At 31.1% G+C, this 17,995-nt stretch carries 23 protein-coding genes; 21 read left to right on the top strand and 2 right to left on the bottom strand.

What is annotated here, in order from left to right:
• The first annotated feature begins 5 nt into the window (after positions 1-5).
• The 3 genes from ftsZ (at position 6) to flgG (ending at position 2,906) form a co-directional block, all read left to right on the top strand.
• Positions 6-1,118: a cell division protein FtsZ gene (gene ftsZ / locus SR62_RS03425; RefSeq protein ID WP_002852071.1), complete on the top strand. Its 1,113-nt coding sequence runs from the start codon at positions 6-8 to the stop codon at positions 1,116-1,118.
• A gap of 155 nt (positions 1,119-1,273) precedes the next feature.
• The gene (locus SR62_RS03420) at positions 1,274-2,086 is read left to right on the top strand and encodes a flagellar hook-basal body protein (RefSeq protein WP_002854829.1); all 813 of its coding nucleotides are present in this window, start codon (positions 1,274-1,276) and stop codon (positions 2,084-2,086) included.
• A gap of 28 nt (positions 2,087-2,114) precedes the next feature.
• On the top strand, positions 2,115-2,906 hold the full coding sequence (gene flgG, locus SR62_RS03415) for a flagellar basal-body rod protein FlgG (protein ID WP_002852142.1): 792 nt from the start codon (positions 2,115-2,117) through the stop codon (positions 2,904-2,906).
• Positions 2,907-2,972: 66 nt separating this feature from the next.
• Here the strand turns inward: flgG and glnA are convergent, their stop codons facing one another.
• The gene (gene glnA / locus SR62_RS03410) at positions 2,973-4,403 is read right to left on the bottom strand and encodes a type I glutamate--ammonia ligase (protein ID WP_002854995.1); all 1,431 of its coding nucleotides are present in this window, start codon (positions 4,401-4,403) and stop codon (positions 2,973-2,975) included.
• A 202-nt stretch (positions 4,404-4,605) separates the two neighbouring features.
• On the opposite strand from glnA, the gene SR62_RS03405 reads away from it, so the two are divergent.
• The 18 genes from SR62_RS03405 (at position 4,606) to SR62_RS03320 (ending at position 17,570) form a co-directional block, all read left to right on the top strand.
• Positions 4,606-5,301 carry a chemotaxis protein gene (locus SR62_RS03405; RefSeq protein ID WP_002852254.1) on the top strand — a complete coding sequence of 232 codons (696 nt, stop codon included), beginning with the start codon at positions 4,606-4,608 and terminating at the stop codon, positions 5,299-5,301.
• Positions 5,298-6,551 (top strand): peptidase U32 family protein, encoded by a 1,254-nt coding sequence (locus SR62_RS03400; RefSeq protein WP_002868049.1) that lies wholly within the window; start codon positions 5,298-5,300, stop codon positions 6,549-6,551. The genes SR62_RS03405 and SR62_RS03400 overlap by 4 nt, the downstream gene beginning before the upstream one ends.
• A complete protein-coding gene (purE, locus tag SR62_RS03395) occupies positions 6,552-7,046 on the top strand; it encodes a 5-(carboxyamino)imidazole ribonucleotide mutase (RefSeq protein WP_002868048.1) in 495 nt (164 codons plus the stop codon).
• A gap of 9 nt (positions 7,047-7,055) precedes the next feature.
• A complete protein-coding gene (locus SR62_RS03390) occupies positions 7,056-7,592 on the top strand; it encodes a DUF3972 domain-containing protein (RefSeq protein WP_002871931.1) in 537 nt (178 codons plus the stop codon).
• Between the two features lie 11 nt (positions 7,593-7,603).
• Complete coding sequence (glyQ, locus tag SR62_RS03385; RefSeq protein WP_002893085.1) at positions 7,604-8,467, top strand: glycine--tRNA ligase subunit alpha; 864 nt, start codon at positions 7,604-7,606, stop codon at positions 8,465-8,467.
• Entirely contained in the window at positions 8,454-9,179 is a 726-nt protein-coding gene (locus SR62_RS03380) for a Nif3-like dinuclear metal center hexameric protein (protein ID WP_002893086.1), read from the top strand. Before glyQ ends, SR62_RS03380 begins: the two co-directional genes overlap by 14 nt.
• 9 nt (positions 9,180-9,188) lie before the next feature.
• Positions 9,189-9,905 carry a zinc ribbon domain-containing protein gene (locus SR62_RS03375; protein WP_002888864.1) on the top strand — a complete coding sequence of 239 codons (717 nt, stop codon included), beginning with the start codon at positions 9,189-9,191 and terminating at the stop codon, positions 9,903-9,905.
• Complete coding sequence (gene waaA, locus SR62_RS03370; RefSeq protein ID WP_002893088.1) at positions 9,902-11,059, top strand: lipid IV(A) 3-deoxy-D-manno-octulosonic acid transferase; 1,158 nt, start codon at positions 9,902-9,904, stop codon at positions 11,057-11,059. Before SR62_RS03375 ends, waaA begins: the two co-directional genes overlap by 4 nt.
• Positions 11,040-11,792: an RluA family pseudouridine synthase gene (locus SR62_RS03365; protein ID WP_147502265.1), complete on the top strand. Its 753-nt coding sequence runs from the start codon at positions 11,040-11,042 to the stop codon at positions 11,790-11,792. The genes waaA and SR62_RS03365 overlap by 20 nt, the downstream gene beginning before the upstream one ends.
• A 67-nt stretch (positions 11,793-11,859) precedes the next feature.
• Positions 11,860-13,197, top strand: coding sequence for a signal recognition particle protein (ffh, locus tag SR62_RS03360; RefSeq protein WP_002937885.1), 1,338 nt, complete (start codon positions 11,860-11,862; stop codon positions 13,195-13,197).
• Between the two features lie 64 nt (positions 13,198-13,261).
• Positions 13,262-13,489, top strand: a complete 228-nt coding sequence (rpsP, locus tag SR62_RS03355) for a 30S ribosomal protein S16 (RefSeq protein ID WP_002852274.1) — start codon at positions 13,262-13,264, stop codon at positions 13,487-13,489.
• A gap of 2 nt (positions 13,490-13,491) precedes the next feature.
• Positions 13,492-13,734: a KH domain-containing protein gene (locus SR62_RS03350; RefSeq protein WP_002852144.1), complete on the top strand. Its 243-nt coding sequence runs from the start codon at positions 13,492-13,494 to the stop codon at positions 13,732-13,734.
• Positions 13,727-14,266 (top strand): ribosome maturation factor RimM, encoded by a 540-nt coding sequence (gene rimM, locus SR62_RS03345; protein WP_002855099.1) that lies wholly within the window; start codon positions 13,727-13,729, stop codon positions 14,264-14,266. Before SR62_RS03350 ends, rimM begins: the two co-directional genes overlap by 8 nt.
• Positions 14,263-14,967, top strand: a complete 705-nt coding sequence (gene trmD, locus SR62_RS03340; protein WP_002868040.1) for a tRNA (guanosine(37)-N1)-methyltransferase TrmD — start codon at positions 14,263-14,265, stop codon at positions 14,965-14,967. The genes rimM and trmD overlap by 4 nt, the downstream gene beginning before the upstream one ends.
• A 10-nt stretch (positions 14,968-14,977) precedes the next feature.
• Positions 14,978-15,334 carry a 50S ribosomal protein L19 gene (gene rplS, locus SR62_RS03335; RefSeq protein ID WP_002854824.1) on the top strand — a complete coding sequence of 119 codons (357 nt, stop codon included), beginning with the start codon at positions 14,978-14,980 and terminating at the stop codon, positions 15,332-15,334.
• 132 nt (positions 15,335-15,466) lie between these two features.
• The gene (gene uraH, locus SR62_RS03330; protein ID WP_002852246.1) at positions 15,467-15,880 is read left to right on the top strand and encodes a hydroxyisourate hydrolase; all 414 of its coding nucleotides are present in this window, start codon (positions 15,467-15,469) and stop codon (positions 15,878-15,880) included.
• 23 nt (positions 15,881-15,903) lie between these two features.
• Positions 15,904-17,244, top strand: a complete 1,341-nt coding sequence (locus SR62_RS03325) for a class II 3-deoxy-7-phosphoheptulonate synthase (protein WP_002893307.1) — start codon at positions 15,904-15,906, stop codon at positions 17,242-17,244.
• Positions 17,241-17,570, top strand: coding sequence for an ArsC/Spx/MgsR family protein (locus SR62_RS03320; protein ID WP_002854966.1), 330 nt, complete (start codon positions 17,241-17,243; stop codon positions 17,568-17,570). The genes SR62_RS03325 and SR62_RS03320 overlap by 4 nt, the downstream gene beginning before the upstream one ends.
• 12 nt (positions 17,571-17,582) lie before the next feature.
• On the opposite strand, the gene SR62_RS03315 is transcribed toward SR62_RS03320, so the two are convergent.
• Positions 17,583-17,825 (bottom strand): SelT/SelW/SelH family (seleno)protein, encoded by a 243-nt coding sequence (locus SR62_RS03315; protein WP_257406500.1) that lies wholly within the window; start codon positions 17,823-17,825, stop codon positions 17,583-17,585.
• Positions 17,826-17,995: the final 170 nt, after the last annotated feature.

The following is a 17,995-nucleotide window of genomic DNA, read 5'->3' as shown; positions in this document are numbered from 1 at the left end:
TTTTTATGAGTGAATTTTTAGTAGAAGAAATGCAACATAATAAAGGTGCAAAAATTAAGGTTATAGGCTGCGGTGGCGGTGGCGGTAATATGATCAACCATATGGTTAAAATGGGATTAAATGATCTTGATTTAATTGCAGCAAATACTGATGCACAAGCTATTTCAATTTCATTAGCAAAAACTAAAATTCAACTTGGCGAGAAAAAAACTAAAGGTTTAGGCGCTGGTATGCTTCCTGAAGTAGGTGCGGAAAGTGCTAGAGAAAGTTTTGAAGAAATAAAAGCAAGTCTTAGTCAAAGTGATATTGTATTTATTGCTTCAGGTTTTGGTGGAGGTACTGGAACGGGTGCCACTCCAGTTATTGCACAAGCAGCTAAAGAGATTGGAGCTTTAACTGTTTCTGTTGTAACTATGCCTTTTGCATTCGAAGGAAAACAAAGAAAAAAACTTGCTGAAAGCGGTCTCCTTGAGCTTAAAAAAGAAAGTGATTCTATTCTTGTAATTCAAAATGAAAAATTATTGAGCATTATTGATAAAAAAGCAGGCATTAAAGATGCTTTTAGATTGGTTGATGATATTTTAGCTCGTGCTGTAAAAGGTATGGTGTCTATCTTGCTTGATAATGGAGATATTAATGTTGACTTTGCGGATGTAAGAACCATCATGAGTCATCGCGGACTCGCGCTTATGGGTGTTGGTAGTGCTAGTGGTGAAAATGCTATAGAAGAGGCTCTTTCAAACGCTATAGAATCTCCTTTGCTTGATGGAATGGATATTAAAGGTGCTAAGGGAGTTATTTTACATTTTAAAACAAGTTCTAATTGCTCTTTGTTTGAAATTTCAGCAGCAGCAAATAGTATACAAGAAATTGTTGATGAAAATGCTAAGATTATTTTTGGTTCTACCACAGATGATAGCATGGAAGATAGAGTTGAAGTAACTATTATTGCGACAGGGTTTGAAGATAAAGATACAGTAGCTAAAAAATCTACCGAAGAAGCTCAAGCTTCTAAGAAAAATCCTTATTTAAGTCTTAAAAAGGTAAGCGGTGGTTACGATGAAGAGATAATGGCGCAAATTGAAACACCAACTTTCTTGCGTCGTCAAATGGATTAAAATTGATTTTTAAAGCAAGATTGAGTCAAATCTTGCTTTTTATAGTTTAAAATTCTCTCCTAATAATCTTTCAAATATTTATTTTTCTTTGTTTTTAAAAGTTGGAACACTCTTTGCTTTTATAGCTATAAAATCTTAATTTTATAGGTGAAAATATGCAAAATGGATATTATCAAGCAACTGGCGGAATGGTAACTCAGTTTAATAAACTTGATGTGATTACTAATAATCTTGCCAATATTAATACAAGCGGATACAAAAGAGATGATGTGGTTATTGCAGATTTTAAAAGGATTTTTAAAGAAACTCAGGATGAGTTGCCTATAGAAAATCACACAAGAGATGCATCTCGTTTTGTAAATACTACAATAGATGGAATCCCACAAGTTTCTCAAGAATATACGGATTTTAGCCTAGGTTCTTTAAAGGCCACAAATAATCCTTTGGATTTGGCAATGACTAGAGAAGATGCTTTTTATTTGGTTCAAACCAAAGATGGAGAAGTAAGATTAACCAAAGATGGAAATTTTCAACTTGATGATGAGGGTTATTTGGTAAATAAGCAAGGATACAAGGTATTAAGTAGTGATTATTTTAATAATCCTCAGAATGCTGGCATACGCATTCCTAATGGTGCTGTTCAAATTAGCGTTGATAAAAACGGAAGCATTGAGGTTGATGGAGCTCAAAATGCAAGATTATTTGTAGCACAAGTAGATGATATAAGAGCTTTGCAAAAAGATGGGGATAATGTCTATAAAATAGATGATCTAACCCGCATTAGAGATTTGGAAAACTCCAATGCTATTCGCCAAGGTTTTTCTCAGGGATCAAATGTTAATCCAGTTACTGAAATGGTAGGACTGATTGAAGCAAACAGAATGGTAGAAATGTATCAAAAAGTTATGACAGCTCATATGGATGACTTAAATCAAGAAGCTATCAATAAGCTTGCAGCTGTTAAATAATTTAAAATAAAATAAAAAAGGATTAAAAATGATGAGATCACTTCATACTGCTGCTACGGGAATGGTAGCGCAGCAAACACAAATTGATGTTACTTCAAATAACATCGCCAATGTTAATACGGCAGGTTTTAAGAAAAGTCGCGCAGAATTTGCTGATCTTATGTATCAAGTTATGAAGTATGCAGGAACTTCAACTTCAGCTACTACTCTTTCTCCTTCGGGTATAGAAGTGGGTGTGGGTGTGCGTCCAACAGCGGTAACTAAAGTTTTTACTGAAGGAAATTTAAAATCAACAAGTACTGATGGTCTTGATATGGCTATTGCAGGTAATGGTTTTTTTCAAATACAACTTCCTGATGGCACTATAGGATATACTAGAAATGGGCAATTTACAAAAGATAATGAAGGTAATATTGTAAATTCAGATGGTTATAGACTTTTACCTGAAATGACAATACCTGAAGGCGCAACAGCAATTAATGTTGCTACAGATGGAACCGTTTCTGTAATGCTACCAGGGGAGCAACAAGAAACTCAAATTGGCCAAGTGGAGCTAGTTCAGTTTATAAATCCAGCGGGTCTTCATTCTATGGGTGATAATCTTTATCTTGAAACAGGAGCAAGTGGTGCACCTGTTGCGGGTATAGCAGGACAAGATGGACTTGGAACAATAAGACATGGATTTATAGAACTTAGTAATGTTCAGCTTGTTGAAGAAATGACAGATCTTATCACAGGACAAAGGGCTTATGAAGCGGGTTCTAAGGCAATTACAACAAGTGATGATATGCTAGGAATTGTAAATCAGCTTAAGCGATAGTTGATATAAAATAAATAATTTTTAATTCTTTTTTAGTTTAATGGCGTGTTAAACGCCATTAAATTTTTAGCAAGAGTAGCAAGTTTTAAATTCATAAGCAGTTGGACGAGCTTCTACTGGCCAAACTTGTGTTTCAAATTTTAAATGCTGATAGTCATCGATAAAAATATCGCTCATTACAGGTTTTAAATAAGAATTATGTCGGATTAAAGCTTCTAAACTTCCTCTTAGAGTATGTGGTAATTGCTCTATCCCTTTTTCACGTATTTCATCCAGAGTAAGATCAAATAAATTTTCATCCATAGGACCTACAGGAATGGTTTTATTTTTGATTCCATCAAGACCTGCCATTAAAAGACTAACAAAAGCTAAATAAGGATTAGCAGTGCTATCAGGGAAGCGAATTTCTATACGAGCTGAATTTTTACCTATGCCATAAGGAACGCGACAACTTGCTGATCTGTTTTGACAAGAATAAGTTAAAATACAAGGAGCTTCAAAGCCAGGAACTATTCTTTTGTAAGAGTTGGAACTTGGATTTGTAAAAGCTGCGACACTTCTAGCATTTTTTAAAATTCCACCTATATAATTTATAGCAGTTTGACTAAGTCCACTGTATCCATCTTTATCGTAAAATAAATTTACCCCATCTTTCCATAAGCTCATATGAACATGCATACCATTGCCATTATCTCCGTATAAAGGTTTTGGCATAAAAGTGGCAGTTTTGCCATTTAAATGAGCTACCATTTTTACAACATATTTATAAATTTGAACATTGTCAGCTGCTTCTACAAGCGTGCCAAAATTTACCCCTATTTCAGCTTGTCCTTGTGCAACTTCATGATGATGAACAAAAGTTTTAAGACCTACTTTTTCAAGAGTTTGAACCATTTCAGAACGAATATCTACTAAAGAATCAATTGGCTGAACTGGAAAATATCCACCTTTGTTTCTTGGCCTGTGTCCAGTATTGTAGCTATCGGTAAATTCTCTATCATCATTCCACTCTCCTTCTTCGGTATCAACTTCATACTTAGAACAATGAGTAGTATCAACTATTTTTACACTATCAAAAACAAAGAATTCATTTTCTGGTCCAAAGTAAGCAGTATCAGCTATGCCACTATTTTTAAGGTGTTCCATTGCTTTTTTTGCTATACTTCTTGGACATTTTTCATACATTTGTCCTTTGTAAATATCATACACATCACAAAATACTATGATAGTAGGATCAGCCGTAAAAGGATCTAAAAAAGCACTTTGAGCATCAGGTTTTAAAATCATATCTGATTTTTCTATAGGTTGCCATCCATGGATTGAGCTTCCATCAAATGGAATGCCAGTTTGAAATGTTTCTTCATTGATTGCATGGAGATTATAGGTAATATGATGCCAAGTTCCTATCATATCTGTAAAACGAAAATCAACAAAAAGCACTTCATTTTGTTTGCAAAATTTGAAAAAATCATCTATATTATTAACAAATTTTCCCATATTTTTACTCCTTTATGTAATTAAATTTATAAAATTATATCATAAAATTTTTAATTAAGATTTAATTAATATATTTTTTTTAATAAATTTAAAAATTTAATTTAAAAAGATTAAAAAATAAAAATTTATATTTTTGTTTTAGATAAAATTGATTATAATTTTGAGCAATTATTGAAAATCTAGATTTAAAAAAAGGAAAAAAATGACTCAAGAAGAGCTTGATGCTTTGATGAATGGTGATGTTGATCTTGATTCAGAGACAGAAGCAGAGGTAAAAACCGAAGAATCGAATACCGAAGAAGATGCTTTGATGTTAGAAGATGTCAAAATAGCTGATTACAAACCTAATCCTAGTGTAGTATGGCCACCACCCCCACCAAATCAGGAGCATAAAGTTGTACATCAGTTAGATGATGTTACAAAAGATAGCGAGCTTAAAGCAACGGAAATGATGGATAAGCTTGAAAGTATTAATAATTTTTTTGCGGATTCTGAAAGTTTACTCAAAGAAATAAATAAAGCAATAGAAAAAAATATTGATATTTTTTCTAAACTTAATGAAAAATTTCCTAATGTGGAAAGTTTCAGTGAAGCTTTAGAATTAAACAATCAAGCTAAAAAAAGTTCTAAGGAGATTGTCGGAAATCTTCAAAGCGGACAAGATGAAGTGATGATGGCAATGGATGCAATGCAGTATCAAGATATACATCGTCAAAAAATCGAGCGTGTTATTAATGTAATGCGTGCTTTAAGCCGTTATATGAGTTCTTTATTTGAAGGTAAAATTGATGATAAAAAACGTGTAAGTTCTGCAGTGCATATTGAAGGTGATAGTACTGCTGATGTTGTAAGTAATGATGATATAGAAGCTTTAATTGCAAGTTTAGGGCAAAAATGATCATTCCTGAAATAGTAGCTCCTGCAGGAAATTTCACAAAATTAAAAATTGCTTTAGCTTATGGCGCAGATGCGGTTTATGCGGGTGTGAATAATTTTTCTTTAAGATCACGCACTGCAAGAGAATTTAATTATGAAAGTTTTGAAGAAGCTATCAAATATACTCATGAGCGTGGTAAGAAAATTTATGTTACTTTAAATGGTTTTCATTTAAGCTCTCAAATTGAAGGCTTAAAAAGACATATATTAAAATTACGCGAGATGAAACCCGATGCTTTTATTGTAGCTTCTGTTGGAGCTATGCGTCTTGTTAAAGAACTTGCACCTGAAATTTCCCTGCATGTTTCTACTCAGGCAAATATTTTAAATTATTTAGATGCTCAAGTCTATAAGGATATGGGTGCTAAAAGGGTTGTAATTGCGAGAGAACTAGGGCTTAAGGATGCTAAAAATTTAAAGCAAAATTGTGATATAGAATTAGAAGCTTTTGTGCATGGTTCTATGTGTTTTGCTTATTCAGGGCGTTGTTTAATAAGCTCTGTGCAAAGTGGAAGAATGAGCAATCGTGGATCTTGTGCAAATGACTGTAGATTTAATTATGAGCTTTATGCTAAAAATCCAGAAAATGGCACTTTATTTCGCTTAGAAGAAGATGAAAATGGTACTCATGTGTTTAATTCTAAGGATTTAAATCTTTGTTCTTATATAGAAAAAATCATGCAAGAAAATTGTATCAGTGCTTTTAAAATAGAAGGGCGTACTAAAAGCGAATATTATGTTGCGCTTACAACAAGGACTTATAAAATGGCCATACAAGATGCTTTAGAGAGTAAATTTGAGTCAAGTAAGTATGAAAAAGAGATTACTACACTTAAAAATCGTGGTTTTACAGATGGTTATCTTGTTTCTCGTCCTTTAGAAAAAACCGACACGCAAAATCATAATACAAGCATAGAAGAAGGTTCTCATCAAGTGCATGCTATAAGCGAAGATGGAAGCTTTTTTAAATGTAAAGGGAAAATCGTTTTAAACACGCCTTATGAAATTTTAGCCCCTTTAGGCGATGTGATTCAAACTTGCGATAATGAACTAGGTAAAATTTATCAAAAAGAGGATAAATATTTTATAGAGTTTAAAAAACTCATTGCTAAAAACAATAAAGAATTTAGCGAAATTCATAGCGGCAATGAACATGAAATCCAATTACCAAATAAAATCAGTGCATTAAGTTTTTTAAGAAAGGAAATATAGATGAATTTTGTTTCTATTTTAATGGGAAGCAAGAGTGATTATGAGACTATGAAAGAGGCTGCTAAAACTTTAGAAAGTTTTGGGGTAAAGTATGAACTTATTATCTCATCAGCTCATCGTAGTCCAAAAAGAACAAAAGAGTATATTGCAAATGCTGAAAAAAAAGGTGTGAAAGTTTTTATAGCAGCAGCTGGAATGGCAGCGCATTTAGCTGGAGCTGTTGCAGCTTATACAACAAAACCTGTTTTGGGAGTGCCTATGTCAGGAAGCAATCTTGCAAGTATGGATTCTTTGTTTTCTACGGTGCAAATGCCTAGTGGAATTCCTGTAGGAACTTTAGCTATTGGTAAGGCTGGAGCAATCAATGCTGCTTATTTGGCTATGCAAATTTTAGCTATTTATGATGTTGATTTAGCACAAAAGCTTAAAGAAGATCGTCTTGAAAAAGAAAAAAAACTTGTATCTGATTCAAAAGAAGTAGAAGTTTTATTATAAGGGATAAAAATGCAAACCTATCTTGAACTTGAAGAATTTTGTAAACTTGTGCATTTAAATGAAGATGTGGTTAAGGGTATGATGGCCAATGGGGCTTTAAATTTTAAAGAAGAAGAGGGTAAAATTTACATCGAAGCTCATCAAGGTACTTTTAGTGTAGTACCTGGTTCTGCAAAATCTCAAACTGCAATGGTAAATTCAATGACTTTAGCAGGAGAAAGTTTTGTTGAAAAAACAATAGGAACTATTTTAAATTTGCATGAAAAAGTTTTAGATGCTAAAGATGAAACACTTGAAGCATTAAAAAATGAGAATAAATTTTTAAAAGACGCCCTTTATTCTATGCAAGAACTTTATGATGAAGATAGAAAAACTATAGAAACCTTAAACAATGAGCTAAAACATGCGCGTGAAGAGATAGAATTTCTCAAGCGTAAATATAAATTAATGTGGAGTAAAACCGCAGAAATTTTTGGAGCTAAGACAGAGCCTGATTTGGAAATGAATAAAAATTTAGAAAAACCTATTGAAAATATGGAACAATAAAGAGAGATACAATGACTTTTTCACAAATGATACTTAATTTGCAAAATTATTGGCAAGAGCAAGGTTGTGCGATTATGCAACCTTATGATATGCCAGCAGGTGCAGGAACCTTTCATCCAGCAACTTTTTTAAGAAGTTTAGGAAAAAAACCTTGGGCAGCTGCTTATGTGGCTCCAAGTAGAAGGCCTACTGATGGACGTTATGGTGAAAATCCTAATCGCTTAGGTGCTTATTATCAATTTCAAGTTTTGATTAAACCTAGTCCTGATAATATTCAAGAATTATATCTTAAAAGTCTTGAAAATTTGGGTTTTGATTTAAAAAGTCATGATATTCGTTTTGTTGAAGATAATTGGGAGAGTCCAAGTTTGGGTGCTTGGGGTTTAGGCTGGGAAGTATGGCTTGATGGTATGGAAGTCACTCAATTTACTTATTTTCAGCAAGTTGGTGGTATAGCAGTAGATTTAGTAAGTGCTGAAATTACCTATGGTCTTGAAAGAATAGCCATGTATCTTCAAAATGTTGATAATGTTTATGATATAGTTTGGAGTGAATTTAATGGAGAAAAAATTAAATACGCAGATGTGCATAAGCAAAGTGAATATGAATTTAGTAAATACAATTTTGAAGTAAGTGATATTAAAATCTTAAATGAGCAGTTTGAAAACTCTTACAAAGAATGTAAAAATATTTTAGAACAAGGATTAGCTTTACCTGCTTATGATTATTGTATGCTTGCTGCACATACTTTTAATCTTTTAGATGCAAGAGGAGCAATTTCTGTAGCACAAAGACAAGATTATATGTTAAAAATTCGTGAGCTTTCGAAAAATTGTGCTGAAATTTATAAGAAAAATTTAAATGAAACTGAGTGAAATTTATAATTTTTTAGATCAATTAAGTCCCTTTGATATCCAAGAATCATGGGATAATAGTGGAATTTTGCTTGGAGATAGGGATAGTGAAATTTCAACTGTTTATTTAAGCTTAGATATTGATGAAAATATCATTAAAGAAGCGAGTGAAAATTCTTTAATTATCACACACCATCCTTTGATATTTAAAGGTTTAAAAGATTTATATGACAAGACTTATCCTAGAGCTTTTATTAAAGAAATGATTTGTAAAAATATTTCTTTAATCAGTATGCATACAAATTACGATTTAAGTCATTTAAACACTTATTTTACGGAAGAAATTTTAGGTTTTAAAATTTCTTTTAAAGACGAATTTTTAATTTATGTGGAAAATTCTATGTCTTTTGAAGCTTTGTGTGACTGGGTGAAAAAAAAGTTAAATTTACAAATTTTACGTGTAAGTGATTGTGGTAAAAAAGACATTAAGCGTATTGCTATATGTACTGGAAGTGGTGGGGATTTAATTTCTAAAGTAGATGCGGATTGTTTTTTAAGCGGAGATTTTAAATATCATCAAGCTTTAGAGGCACTTAGTAATCAAATTAGTCTTATTGATTTGGGTCATTTTGAAAGTGAGAGATATTTTTCTCAATGTTTAGCAAAAGACTTGAAAAATTTGCCGTTACAAGTTATAATAACAGTTTCAAAAAATCCATTTCAATATTTTTAAGGAAAATAAATGAATAAATATCTCGAACAATTAGTGCTTTTATCAAAAATAGATCAAGAAATTGATAGTTATGAACCAAAAATAGACAGTATTAATAAGACTTTAAAAGATGCTGAGTTAAAAATAGGAAAAATCAACACAGATTTAGAAAAAATCGATGAAGAAATTAAAGATATAGAAAATCAAAAAGTGCAAAATAATGCTCATATTTCTGAGTTTTCGGCAAAAATTAAAGAGCTTTCTAAAAAAAGTGGTGCAGTAAAAACAGAAAAAGAAGCTAATGCTTTAAAAATTGAAGAAGATATTGCAAAAGAGCAATTAGACGCTGCAAATGATGAAATTGTAAGACTGGATAAAATTTTAGAGAATAAAGAAACTTATAAAAAAGAACTTGAAGAAGAAAAAATCAAACAAGAGCAAAATATTAATGAGATTAGAGTAAGTATTAAATCTGAAATGGAAGTTCTTGAAAAAGATAGAATGAGTGTTTATGATAAAAAAACCAAACTTGTGGGCGAGATGAATCAAAAAGTTTTAAGTTTTTATGAGAAAATTCGCAAATGGGCGAAAAATACTGCTGTAGTTCCTGTTAAAAAACAAGCATGCTATGGATGTTTTATGAAAATTTACGATAAGACTTATCTGTCTGTTGTAAAAGGTGAAGAGATTGTAACTTGCCCTCATTGTGGAAGAATTCTTTATAAAGAGCAAGAAGAACAAAATTGATCTTTTTTTATTATTTTTTAACTTGGGCGGCATTTTTATTTTGTGCCGTCTTTATTCTTTTGCTTTCTTTTTTAAAATCCAAATACAAAACTAGTTTAAAATCCCGATTTTTTCTTTATAAAAATTTATATCAAGAAAAAACTGATGTACATTTTCATGCTTGTTCTTATGGGGAGGTAAGAAGTATTAAAACTTTGGTTTTGAAATTTGATTCAAGAATAACTACTATTACTCAAACAGGTTTTGAATGTGCAAAAGAATTTTGTAAAAAGGTAAATTATCTTGCTTTTGAAAATTTTTTGCCTTTCTGGTTTAAGCCTTGTAAGGTTTTGGTAATTTTTGAAGCAGAATATTGGCTTATGCTTGTTTTTATGGCACGTATTTATAAGGCTAAGATTATTTTGCTTAATGCGAGAATATCTGATAAATCTTATCATTCTTATCAAAGATTTTCTTTTTTTTATAAAAAAATTTTTTCTTATATTGATGAAGTTTTTGCTCAAAGTGAATTAGATAAAGTAAGACTTGAAAGTTTGGGAGCTAAAAATGTTAAAATTTTTAAAAATATTAAGGCAAATTTAGAAATTAAAAATAATAAAATTTACACCAAACCTAAGGAAAAACTTATCATTTTTGCTAGTACTCATAAAGATGAAGAAGAGCTTTTGATTGATCATTTTAAACTAGAAGAAAATGAAAAACTCATTATCGCCCCACGACACCCTGAGCGTTTTAAAGAAGTTGAAAATTTGCTTTTAAACAAAGGTTTGGAATTTGAAAAATTTAGTTCTTTAAAAGATGAAAATAAGAAATTTGCTAAAAAAATTTTGCTTTTAGATGCTTTAGGAGAGCTTGTAAATTTTTATGCAATTTCTGATGTTGTTGTGCTTGGAGGTTCTTTCATAGAAGGCATAGGAGGACACAATCCTATAGAAGTGGCATATTTTGACAATGTATTAATCAGTGGGAAATTTATTCATAATCAAAAGGCTTTATTTGAAGAAGTGGAAAATGTATATTTTTGCGAAAATTTAAAAGATTTAAATGATAAAATTCATTATTTAAATTTAAAAGCTAAAATTTCCAAAAAAGAAAATTTAGATCTTATCATACAGACCATACAAAAGGGAATTGATGCAAGAAAAAGCTTATAAACTCTTAGCTTTGCAAGAAAAAATTTCAAATCGTGAAGCTAAAGATTTGATTGATAAGGGTTGTGTTTTTTCACATGGAAAAAAAGTTGTGGTTGCTAGAGCTTTGATGAGTGATAAGGTAAGATTTAATGTGATAAAAGCTAAAAATCCTCAAATTATTTTTGAAGATGATAAGATTATTGCTATTAATAAACCTTATGCTTATGTGAGTGAAGACTTAGAGAGAAAATTTAATGCCAAGCTTTTAAATCGTTTAGACAAAGAAACAAGCGGTGTGATTTTGCTTTGCAAAGATGAAGATTTTAGAAAGCTTTGTATAGAAGAATTTAAAAAACACAGAGTTTATAAAAGTTATATTGCGGTTTTAGATGGGGTTTTGGCCGAAGAGGTTGAAGTGAATGAGCCTATTTTTACCATAAAAGCAAAAGGCGGGGCATTAAGTAAAGTTTCAAAGGATGGTTTAAGTGCCTTAAGCATCATTACTCCTATTATGATGCAGTCAAAAAAAACCTTAGCAAAAATAGTCATTCAAACAGGTAGAACTCATCAAATCAGAGTGCATGCTAAATTTATAAAACATGGCGTTGTAGGTGATGAAAAATATGCTAAAATTTCAAGCGATAGAATGTATTTACATAGCTATGAAATTAAAATTTTTGATTATTATTTTAAGGCTGAGCTAGATAATAGTTTTGCAAAAGTTGGCTTTGAGATAAAAAATTTAGATTTTTAAAGCCATTTAAGAAAAAATTTTGTATAATGCAAGGTTTAATTTAAAAATTTTATAGAAAGGTGATAAAGTGTTTGAGTTAGTTAGCGAATCTTTTAAATCAGCGATTAATAAATTACGTTTTGTTGATGATGAAAAAGCACTTAAGAACGCTTTAGAAACCTTAAAAAAAGCTCTTTTAAAAGCAGATGTTCACCATAAGGTAACTAAAGAGCTTTTGACTTTGATAGAAGAAGATGTAAAGCAAAACGGAATAGGTCAAAAACAATTTTTAAATGCCATTAAAGTAAATTTAGAAAATATTTTAAGTGTCAATGGCAAAAATCAAGGTTTTGTTTTTGCTTCTAAACCCCCAACAGTAGTTCTAATGGCAGGTTTGCAAGGGGGCGGTAAGACTACAAGCACTATTAAACTTGCAAATTATTTAAAATTACGCAATAAAAAAGTTTTAGTTGCGGCTTGTGATTTACAGCGTTTAGCGGCAGTGGAGCAGCTAAGACAACTTTGTGAAGCTAATGAAATTGAACTTTTCTTCATAGAAAATGAAAAAGATCCTATTAGGGTTGCTAAAGAGGCTTTAAAAAAGGCTGAAAGTTCTATGGTAGATGTTTTGCTTGTGGATACTGCTGGACGTTTGGCTATAGATGAGGCTTTGATGAATGAATTAAAAGCAGTTAAGGATGTTTTAAATCCTGATGAGATTTTCTATGTTGCTGATGCAATGAGTGGTCAAGATGGGGTTAAGACTGCGGCTAGTTTTAATGAAGTTTTAGGTATCAGCGGGGTAATTTTATCAAAATTTGATGCAGATACTAAAGGTGGAGTAGCCTTAGGTATAGCAAAACAAATCGGTATTCCTTTAAGATTTATTGGTGTGGGTGAAAAAGTAGCAGATTTAGAAGTTTTTATACCAGATCGTATAGTAAGTCGTATTATGGGTGAGGGTGATTTGGCAACTTTAGCTGAAAAAACTGCTGCGATTATTGATGAAAAAGAGGCTAAAAAACTCAATCAAAAAATTAAAAAAGGTGAATTTAATTTTAATGATTTTCTTAATCAAATGGAAAGTATTAAAAAATTAGGAAGCATGAAGTCTTTAATCGGCATGATACCAGGACTTGGCGGAATGGCAAATGCGGTAAAAGATATAGATTTGGATAATTCTAAAGAAATCATACGCATTAAAGCAATGATTTCTTCAATGACTCCAAAAGAAAGAGAAAATCCTGATTTATTAAATAATGCTAGAAAGCGTCGTATAGCAGAGGGAGCAGGTCTTTCTCAGGTAGAAGTCAATCGTTTTTTAAAACAATTTAGCAATGCAGCAAAGCTTGCAAAAAGATTTTCAGGTAAAAAAGGAATGGAAAGTTTAACACAGATGATGAGTCAAGCTAGAAGGCAATTTTAAATTTTATTTATAAATACTTTTTATAGTATCTATAAATAAAATTTTTAATTTTTAAGGAGTATAAATGACAGTTATTAGACTTACAAGAATGGGTAGAACTAAAAGACCATTTTATCGTATTGTAGTTACAGACAGTAGAAAACGTCGTGATGGTGGTTGGATAGAAAGTATTGGGTATTATAATCCTATGGTAGAACCTGAGGTAATTAAAGTTGATGCAGAGCGTTTAGCTTATTGGAAAAGTGTTGGTGCAAAACTTAGCGATAAAGTTGCTTCTATCACTAGCAAATAATCATGGTAGAGAATTTTCTTAGAGAATACGCAAAATTAATTGCAGATTATCCTGAACAGATTGATACTCAAAAAATTGAATTAAGTGAAAATTTTTTTGAGATTGTTCTTTTTGCACATAAGGTTGATACAGGTAAGCTTATAGGTAAAAATGGAAAAATGATCAATGCTATAAAAACCGTAATCTCTGCTTATAAGAGCAAGGATGCAAGTTCTTATAGAGTAACGGTAAAAGCACTTGAGTGAAAAAGATTTTGTTCAAGTTGCAAAACTTGGTAAAACTGTAGGTCTTAAGGGTTATGTAAAATTGCATAACCTGAGCGACTTTTCTTCTCAATTTAAAAAAGATGCTACTTTTTTTATAAAAAACACCAAAGAAATGTTAAAGATTAAGCATTATAATGCAAGCAATTCTACTGTTTTATTTGAAAATTATGAAGATATAGAAAAGGCCAAAGAATTAATTAATCTTATTCTTTTTCAGAGTATCGAGAAAAGCAGACAAACTTGTAAATTAAAAAAAGATGAGTTTTTTTATTTTGATATTTTAGAGTGTGAAGTTTTTGAAGAAGATAAAAGATTAGGTAAAGTGATTGATATCTTGGAAACCGGAGCTTCTTATTTATTTGAAATTCAAAGTGATGAAAAATGGGTTGAAAAAAAATATCCTAAAATATTTTTTATTCCATATTTAGATAAATTTGTTAAAAATATAGATATAGAAAAACGACAGATTTTTTGCACGCAAGATGCTTTTTTAATTTTAGAAAATTCATGAAATTTAGTTTCGTTTCTTTGTTCCCTAATCTTATGGAATTTTACTTTCAAGATTCTATACTTGCAAGAGCAAAAGAAAAAAAACTTTTCAAACTTAATTTTTATAATCCAAGAGATTTTTCTAAAAATTCCTATCATAAAGTCGATGATTATAAAATAGGTGGCGGAGCTGGACTTTTGATGCAAGCTGAACCTATGTATGAGGTGTTAAGAAGTATTCAAGAAAAAAAAGAAAATCCCTATTTTATTTTTTTAAATCCAAGTGGTAAAACCTTTAATCAAAAAGACGCCAAACGCTTAAGTAAAAAAGAACATATAGTTTTTGTATGTGGGCGTTATGAAGGTATAGATGAAAGAGTGCTTGAAATTTTTGCGAATGAAGTTTTTAGCATAGGGGATTTTATTTTAACAGGAGGAGAATTACCTGCGCTTGTAATGTGTGATGCGATTTTAAGAAATGTTAACGGGGTTTTAGGAAATATGGAAAGTTTGGAAGAAGAAAGCTTTGAAAATAATTTACTCGAAGCGCCTGCTTTTTCAAAACCTTTTATTTTTGAGAAAAAAAATAAAAAATTTTATACTCCTTCAGAGTTTTTAAAGGGTAATCACGCTAGAATTGCAAGTTTAAAAACTACTTTGGCGTCTTGCAAAACGAAATTTTTTCGTCCAGATTTATTTTTAGAGCATGAACGCAAAAAATAAGGGATTTTTTATGAAAAATAAATATATAGAACAATTTGAAGCAAAACAAATTGAAGGTAAAAATGTTCCAGATTTTCGTGCTGGTGATACTTTAAAGCTTGCAATTCGCATCAAAGAAGGGGATAAAACAAGAATCCAAAATTTTGAGGGTATTTGTATTGCTAGAAGAGGTAATGGCGTAAGTGAAACTTTTATCGTGCGTAAAATGGGTGCTAATAATGTTGGCGTTGAGAGAATTTTCCCTATTTATAGTGAAAGTTTAGAAAGTATTACTGTTTTGCGTCGTGGTCGTGTACGCCGTGCAAGATTATTCTACTTAAGAGATAGACGCGGTAAAGCAGCGCGTATTAAAGAGCTTAAAAAATAATTTATAATTATTTTTTATTATAAGTCTAACAATTAAATAATTATAATTAATTTATAATTTTTATTATTTGATTTTAATTATTAATAATACTCTTGTATAATATTCTTTGTAAATATTATACAAGGAGAGAAAATGTTTTCTATTAAAAAAACTTTATTAATACTAGCAAGCGTGCCAATGTTTTTGAGTGCTACTGAATATCAATTAAGTACTCATGTCTTGGATATTACTTCTGGACAACCTGCTCCTAAAGTAAAAGTTGAGCTTTATAAGTTGGAAGCAAATCAACAGTGGAAAAAAGTAAGTGAAGAATTTACCGAAGAAAATGGTAGAATAGGAGATTTATTACCATATGAAAAAGCTGAAAATAGGGCTTTTGGAATTTATAAGCTTAAATTTTTCACAAAAGACTATTACACATCACACAAAATAAATACTTTTTATCCTTTTGTAGAGGTAAGTTTTGAGCTTTCTAAAGATCAAAAACATTATCATGTTCCAATAACCCTTTCTCCTTTTGGTTATTCAACTTATAGAGGAAGCTGATAAATAAAACGAAAGAAAAAACCATGTGGACTAAGAATTCTTGGAAAAACTATCCTATAAAACAGCAACCTATCTATCCAGATCAAGAGGAAATGAATAGAGTTTTAGCAAGACTTGAGAAGCTTCCTCCTTTGGTTTTTGCTGGAGAAGTGAGAAATCTTCAAAAGTCTTTAGCAAGAGTTTGTAAAAAAGAAGCTTTTTTACTTCAAGGTGGAGATTGTGCTGAAAGCTTTGAAAATTTTGGCGCTGTAAATATCCGTGATATGTTTAAAATTTTACTTCAAATGGCTATAGTGCTTACATTTGCCGGTGGATGTCCTGTTGTAAAAATTGGTCGTATTGCAGGGCAGTTTGCCAAGCCAAGAAGTAGTGATTTTGAAGAGTTAAATGGTATAAGTCTTCCTAGTTATCGTGGTGATATTATTAATGGTTTTGAATTTAGCGAACAAGCACGCATTCCTGATCCACATAGAATGCTTGAAGCTTATTATCAAAGTGCAACAACGCTAAATTTGTTGCGTGGATTTGCTAAGGGTGGTTTAGCAGATTTGCATGAAGTACATCGTTGGAATTTGGGCTTTTTAAAAAAGAGTGAACTCCATAAGCAATATACTGATATCAGTGAAAAAATTTCACAAGCTTTAGCTTTTATGGAAGCTTGTGGAATTAATACAAGTAATACGCCGAGTCTAAGAGAAGTTAGTGTTTATACTTCACATGAAGCTTTACTTTTGCCTTATGAAGAAGCTTTAACTAGGGTGGATAGTTTAAGTGGGGAAATTTACGATTGTTCAGCTCATATGCTTTGGATAGGTGAAAGAACAAGGGCGCTTGATGAAGCTCATGTACATTTTTTAAGAGGAGTAAAAAATCCTTTAGGGGTTAAAATAGGACCTAGTGCAAGTGCAGATGATATCATAGCTTTAGCAAATGTTTTAAATCCAAATAATGAAGAAGGAAGATTAAATATTATTATCCGCATGGGTGCAGATAAAATTATCAATAATTTGCCAAAAATTTTCTCTAAACTTAAAAGTGAAGGTTTAAATTTAGTATATAGCATAGATCCTATGCATGGAAATACAGTAAAAGCAGGTAATTTTAAAACACGTGAGTTTGATAAAATCATGCAAGAAGTGAGATCTTTTTTTGAGATTGCAATAAGCGAAAGAGTTTATCCAGGTGGGGTGCATCTTGAAATGACTGGGAAAGATGTAACAGAATGTACAGGTGGTGCAAGCAATGTTACTGCTCAAAGCTTGGAAGATCGTTATGAGACTCAATGCGATCCAAGGCTTAATGCGGATCAAGCATTAGAACTTGCTTTTTTAATCGCAGATTTGGTAAAAAAGGCTAGAAAATGAAACTTTATGGTATTAAAAATTGCAATTCTGTAAAAAAAGCTATGGATGCTTTAACACAAAAAGGCATTGTGTTTGATTTTATGGATATTAAAAAGATTAATCAAGATATTTTATACACATGGTTAAAACAAAAATCTTTTGAAGAACTTATCAATACTGCTGGATTAACTTCTAAAAAACTTGGTTTAAACAAAGAAAAAGTTAAAAATTTAAATGAAAAAGAACTTGAAAAAATTGTATTAGAAAATCCAAGTTGTATTAAGCGTCCTATTATCGAGTATGAGCAAAACATATATATTGGTAAGGAATATGAGAAAATGTTATGATAGAGTGTTTGATTACACTCTATTTTTTATTAATTGATTAATTTCATTTTGATATGGAAATCTTTCGCTTTCGCAATTAATAAGTTGTGTTTTAGAGAAGATAACTTTTCCGTCTACTTCAACGATAAAATCACCTCTGCCGCCAATTTCAAATTCTACTTCAACATCTTTGAAATCGCTTTGTAGTTCTTCTGCAACCCTTGCAGCTTGTGGGCGATAATTTCAAAGATTGCAATAAGCAATTTTTACTTTCATCATTTCATCCTTTGAAAAGTTCTTTTTATTAAGATTAAAATCTTAGATTTTATTATAGTTTATTTTGGCTGAATTTTTGCCTTTTTGTAAAATTTAAGTTGAAATTTAGGGCCAATTTCTTTCAAATTCAGCGAGAAAAATTTATAATTTTTATCAAAATTAAAATAAGT

It is taken from the genome of Campylobacter sp. 2014D-0258, assembly GCF_008000495.1.
GTDB classification, from domain to species: domain Bacteria; phylum Campylobacterota; class Campylobacteria; order Campylobacterales; family Campylobacteraceae; genus Campylobacter_D; species Campylobacter_D jejuni.
The sequence above is the reverse complement of the archived record's forward strand: the minus strand, read 5'-3'. Positions and strand labels throughout refer to the sequence as shown.

Bases quoted from the DNA above. Each gene is read 5' to 3' on its own strand.
- purE (WP_002868048.1), top strand. From the start codon at position 6,552: ATGAATTTTGTTTCTATTTTAATGGGAAGCAAGAGTGATTATGAGACT.
- flgG (WP_002852142.1), top strand. From the start codon at position 2,115: ATGATGAGATCACTTCATACTGCTGCTACGGGAATGGTAGCGCAGCAA.
- SR62_RS03405 (WP_002852254.1), top strand. From the start codon at position 4,606: ATGACTCAAGAAGAGCTTGATGCTTTGATGAATGGTGATGTTGATCTT.
- SR62_RS03365 (WP_147502265.1), top strand. From the start codon at position 11,040: ATGCAAGAAAAAGCTTATAAACTCTTAGCTTTGCAAGAAAAAATTTCA.
- glnA (WP_002854995.1), bottom strand. From the start codon at position 4,403: ATGGGAAAATTTGTTAATAATATAGATGATTTTTTCAAATTTTGCAAA.
- SR62_RS03325 (WP_002893307.1), top strand. From the start codon at position 15,904: ATGTGGACTAAGAATTCTTGGAAAAACTATCCTATAAAACAGCAACCT.
- trmD (WP_002868040.1), top strand. From the start codon at position 14,263: ATGAAATTTAGTTTCGTTTCTTTGTTCCCTAATCTTATGGAATTTTAC.
- SR62_RS03375 (WP_002888864.1), top strand. From the start codon at position 9,189: ATGAATAAATATCTCGAACAATTAGTGCTTTTATCAAAAATAGATCAA.
- SR62_RS03350 (WP_002852144.1), top strand. From the start codon at position 13,492: ATGGTAGAGAATTTTCTTAGAGAATACGCAAAATTAATTGCAGATTAT.
- rpsP (WP_002852274.1), top strand. From the start codon at position 13,262: ATGACAGTTATTAGACTTACAAGAATGGGTAGAACTAAAAGACCATTT.
- SR62_RS03320 (WP_002854966.1), top strand. From the start codon at position 17,241: ATGAAACTTTATGGTATTAAAAATTGCAATTCTGTAAAAAAAGCTATG.
- uraH (WP_002852246.1), top strand. From the start codon at position 15,467: ATGTTTTCTATTAAAAAAACTTTATTAATACTAGCAAGCGTGCCAATG.
- SR62_RS03380 (WP_002893086.1), top strand. From the start codon at position 8,454: ATGAAACTGAGTGAAATTTATAATTTTTTAGATCAATTAAGTCCCTTT.
- SR62_RS03420 (WP_002854829.1), top strand. From the start codon at position 1,274: ATGCAAAATGGATATTATCAAGCAACTGGCGGAATGGTAACTCAGTTT.
- rplS (WP_002854824.1), top strand. From the start codon at position 14,978: ATGAAAAATAAATATATAGAACAATTTGAAGCAAAACAAATTGAAGGT.
- glyQ (WP_002893085.1), top strand. From the start codon at position 7,604: ATGACTTTTTCACAAATGATACTTAATTTGCAAAATTATTGGCAAGAG.
- SR62_RS03400 (WP_002868049.1), top strand. From the start codon at position 5,298: ATGATCATTCCTGAAATAGTAGCTCCTGCAGGAAATTTCACAAAATTA.
- ftsZ (WP_002852071.1), top strand. From the start codon at position 6: ATGAGTGAATTTTTAGTAGAAGAAATGCAACATAATAAAGGTGCAAAA.
- SR62_RS03390 (WP_002871931.1), top strand. From the start codon at position 7,056: ATGCAAACCTATCTTGAACTTGAAGAATTTTGTAAACTTGTGCATTTA.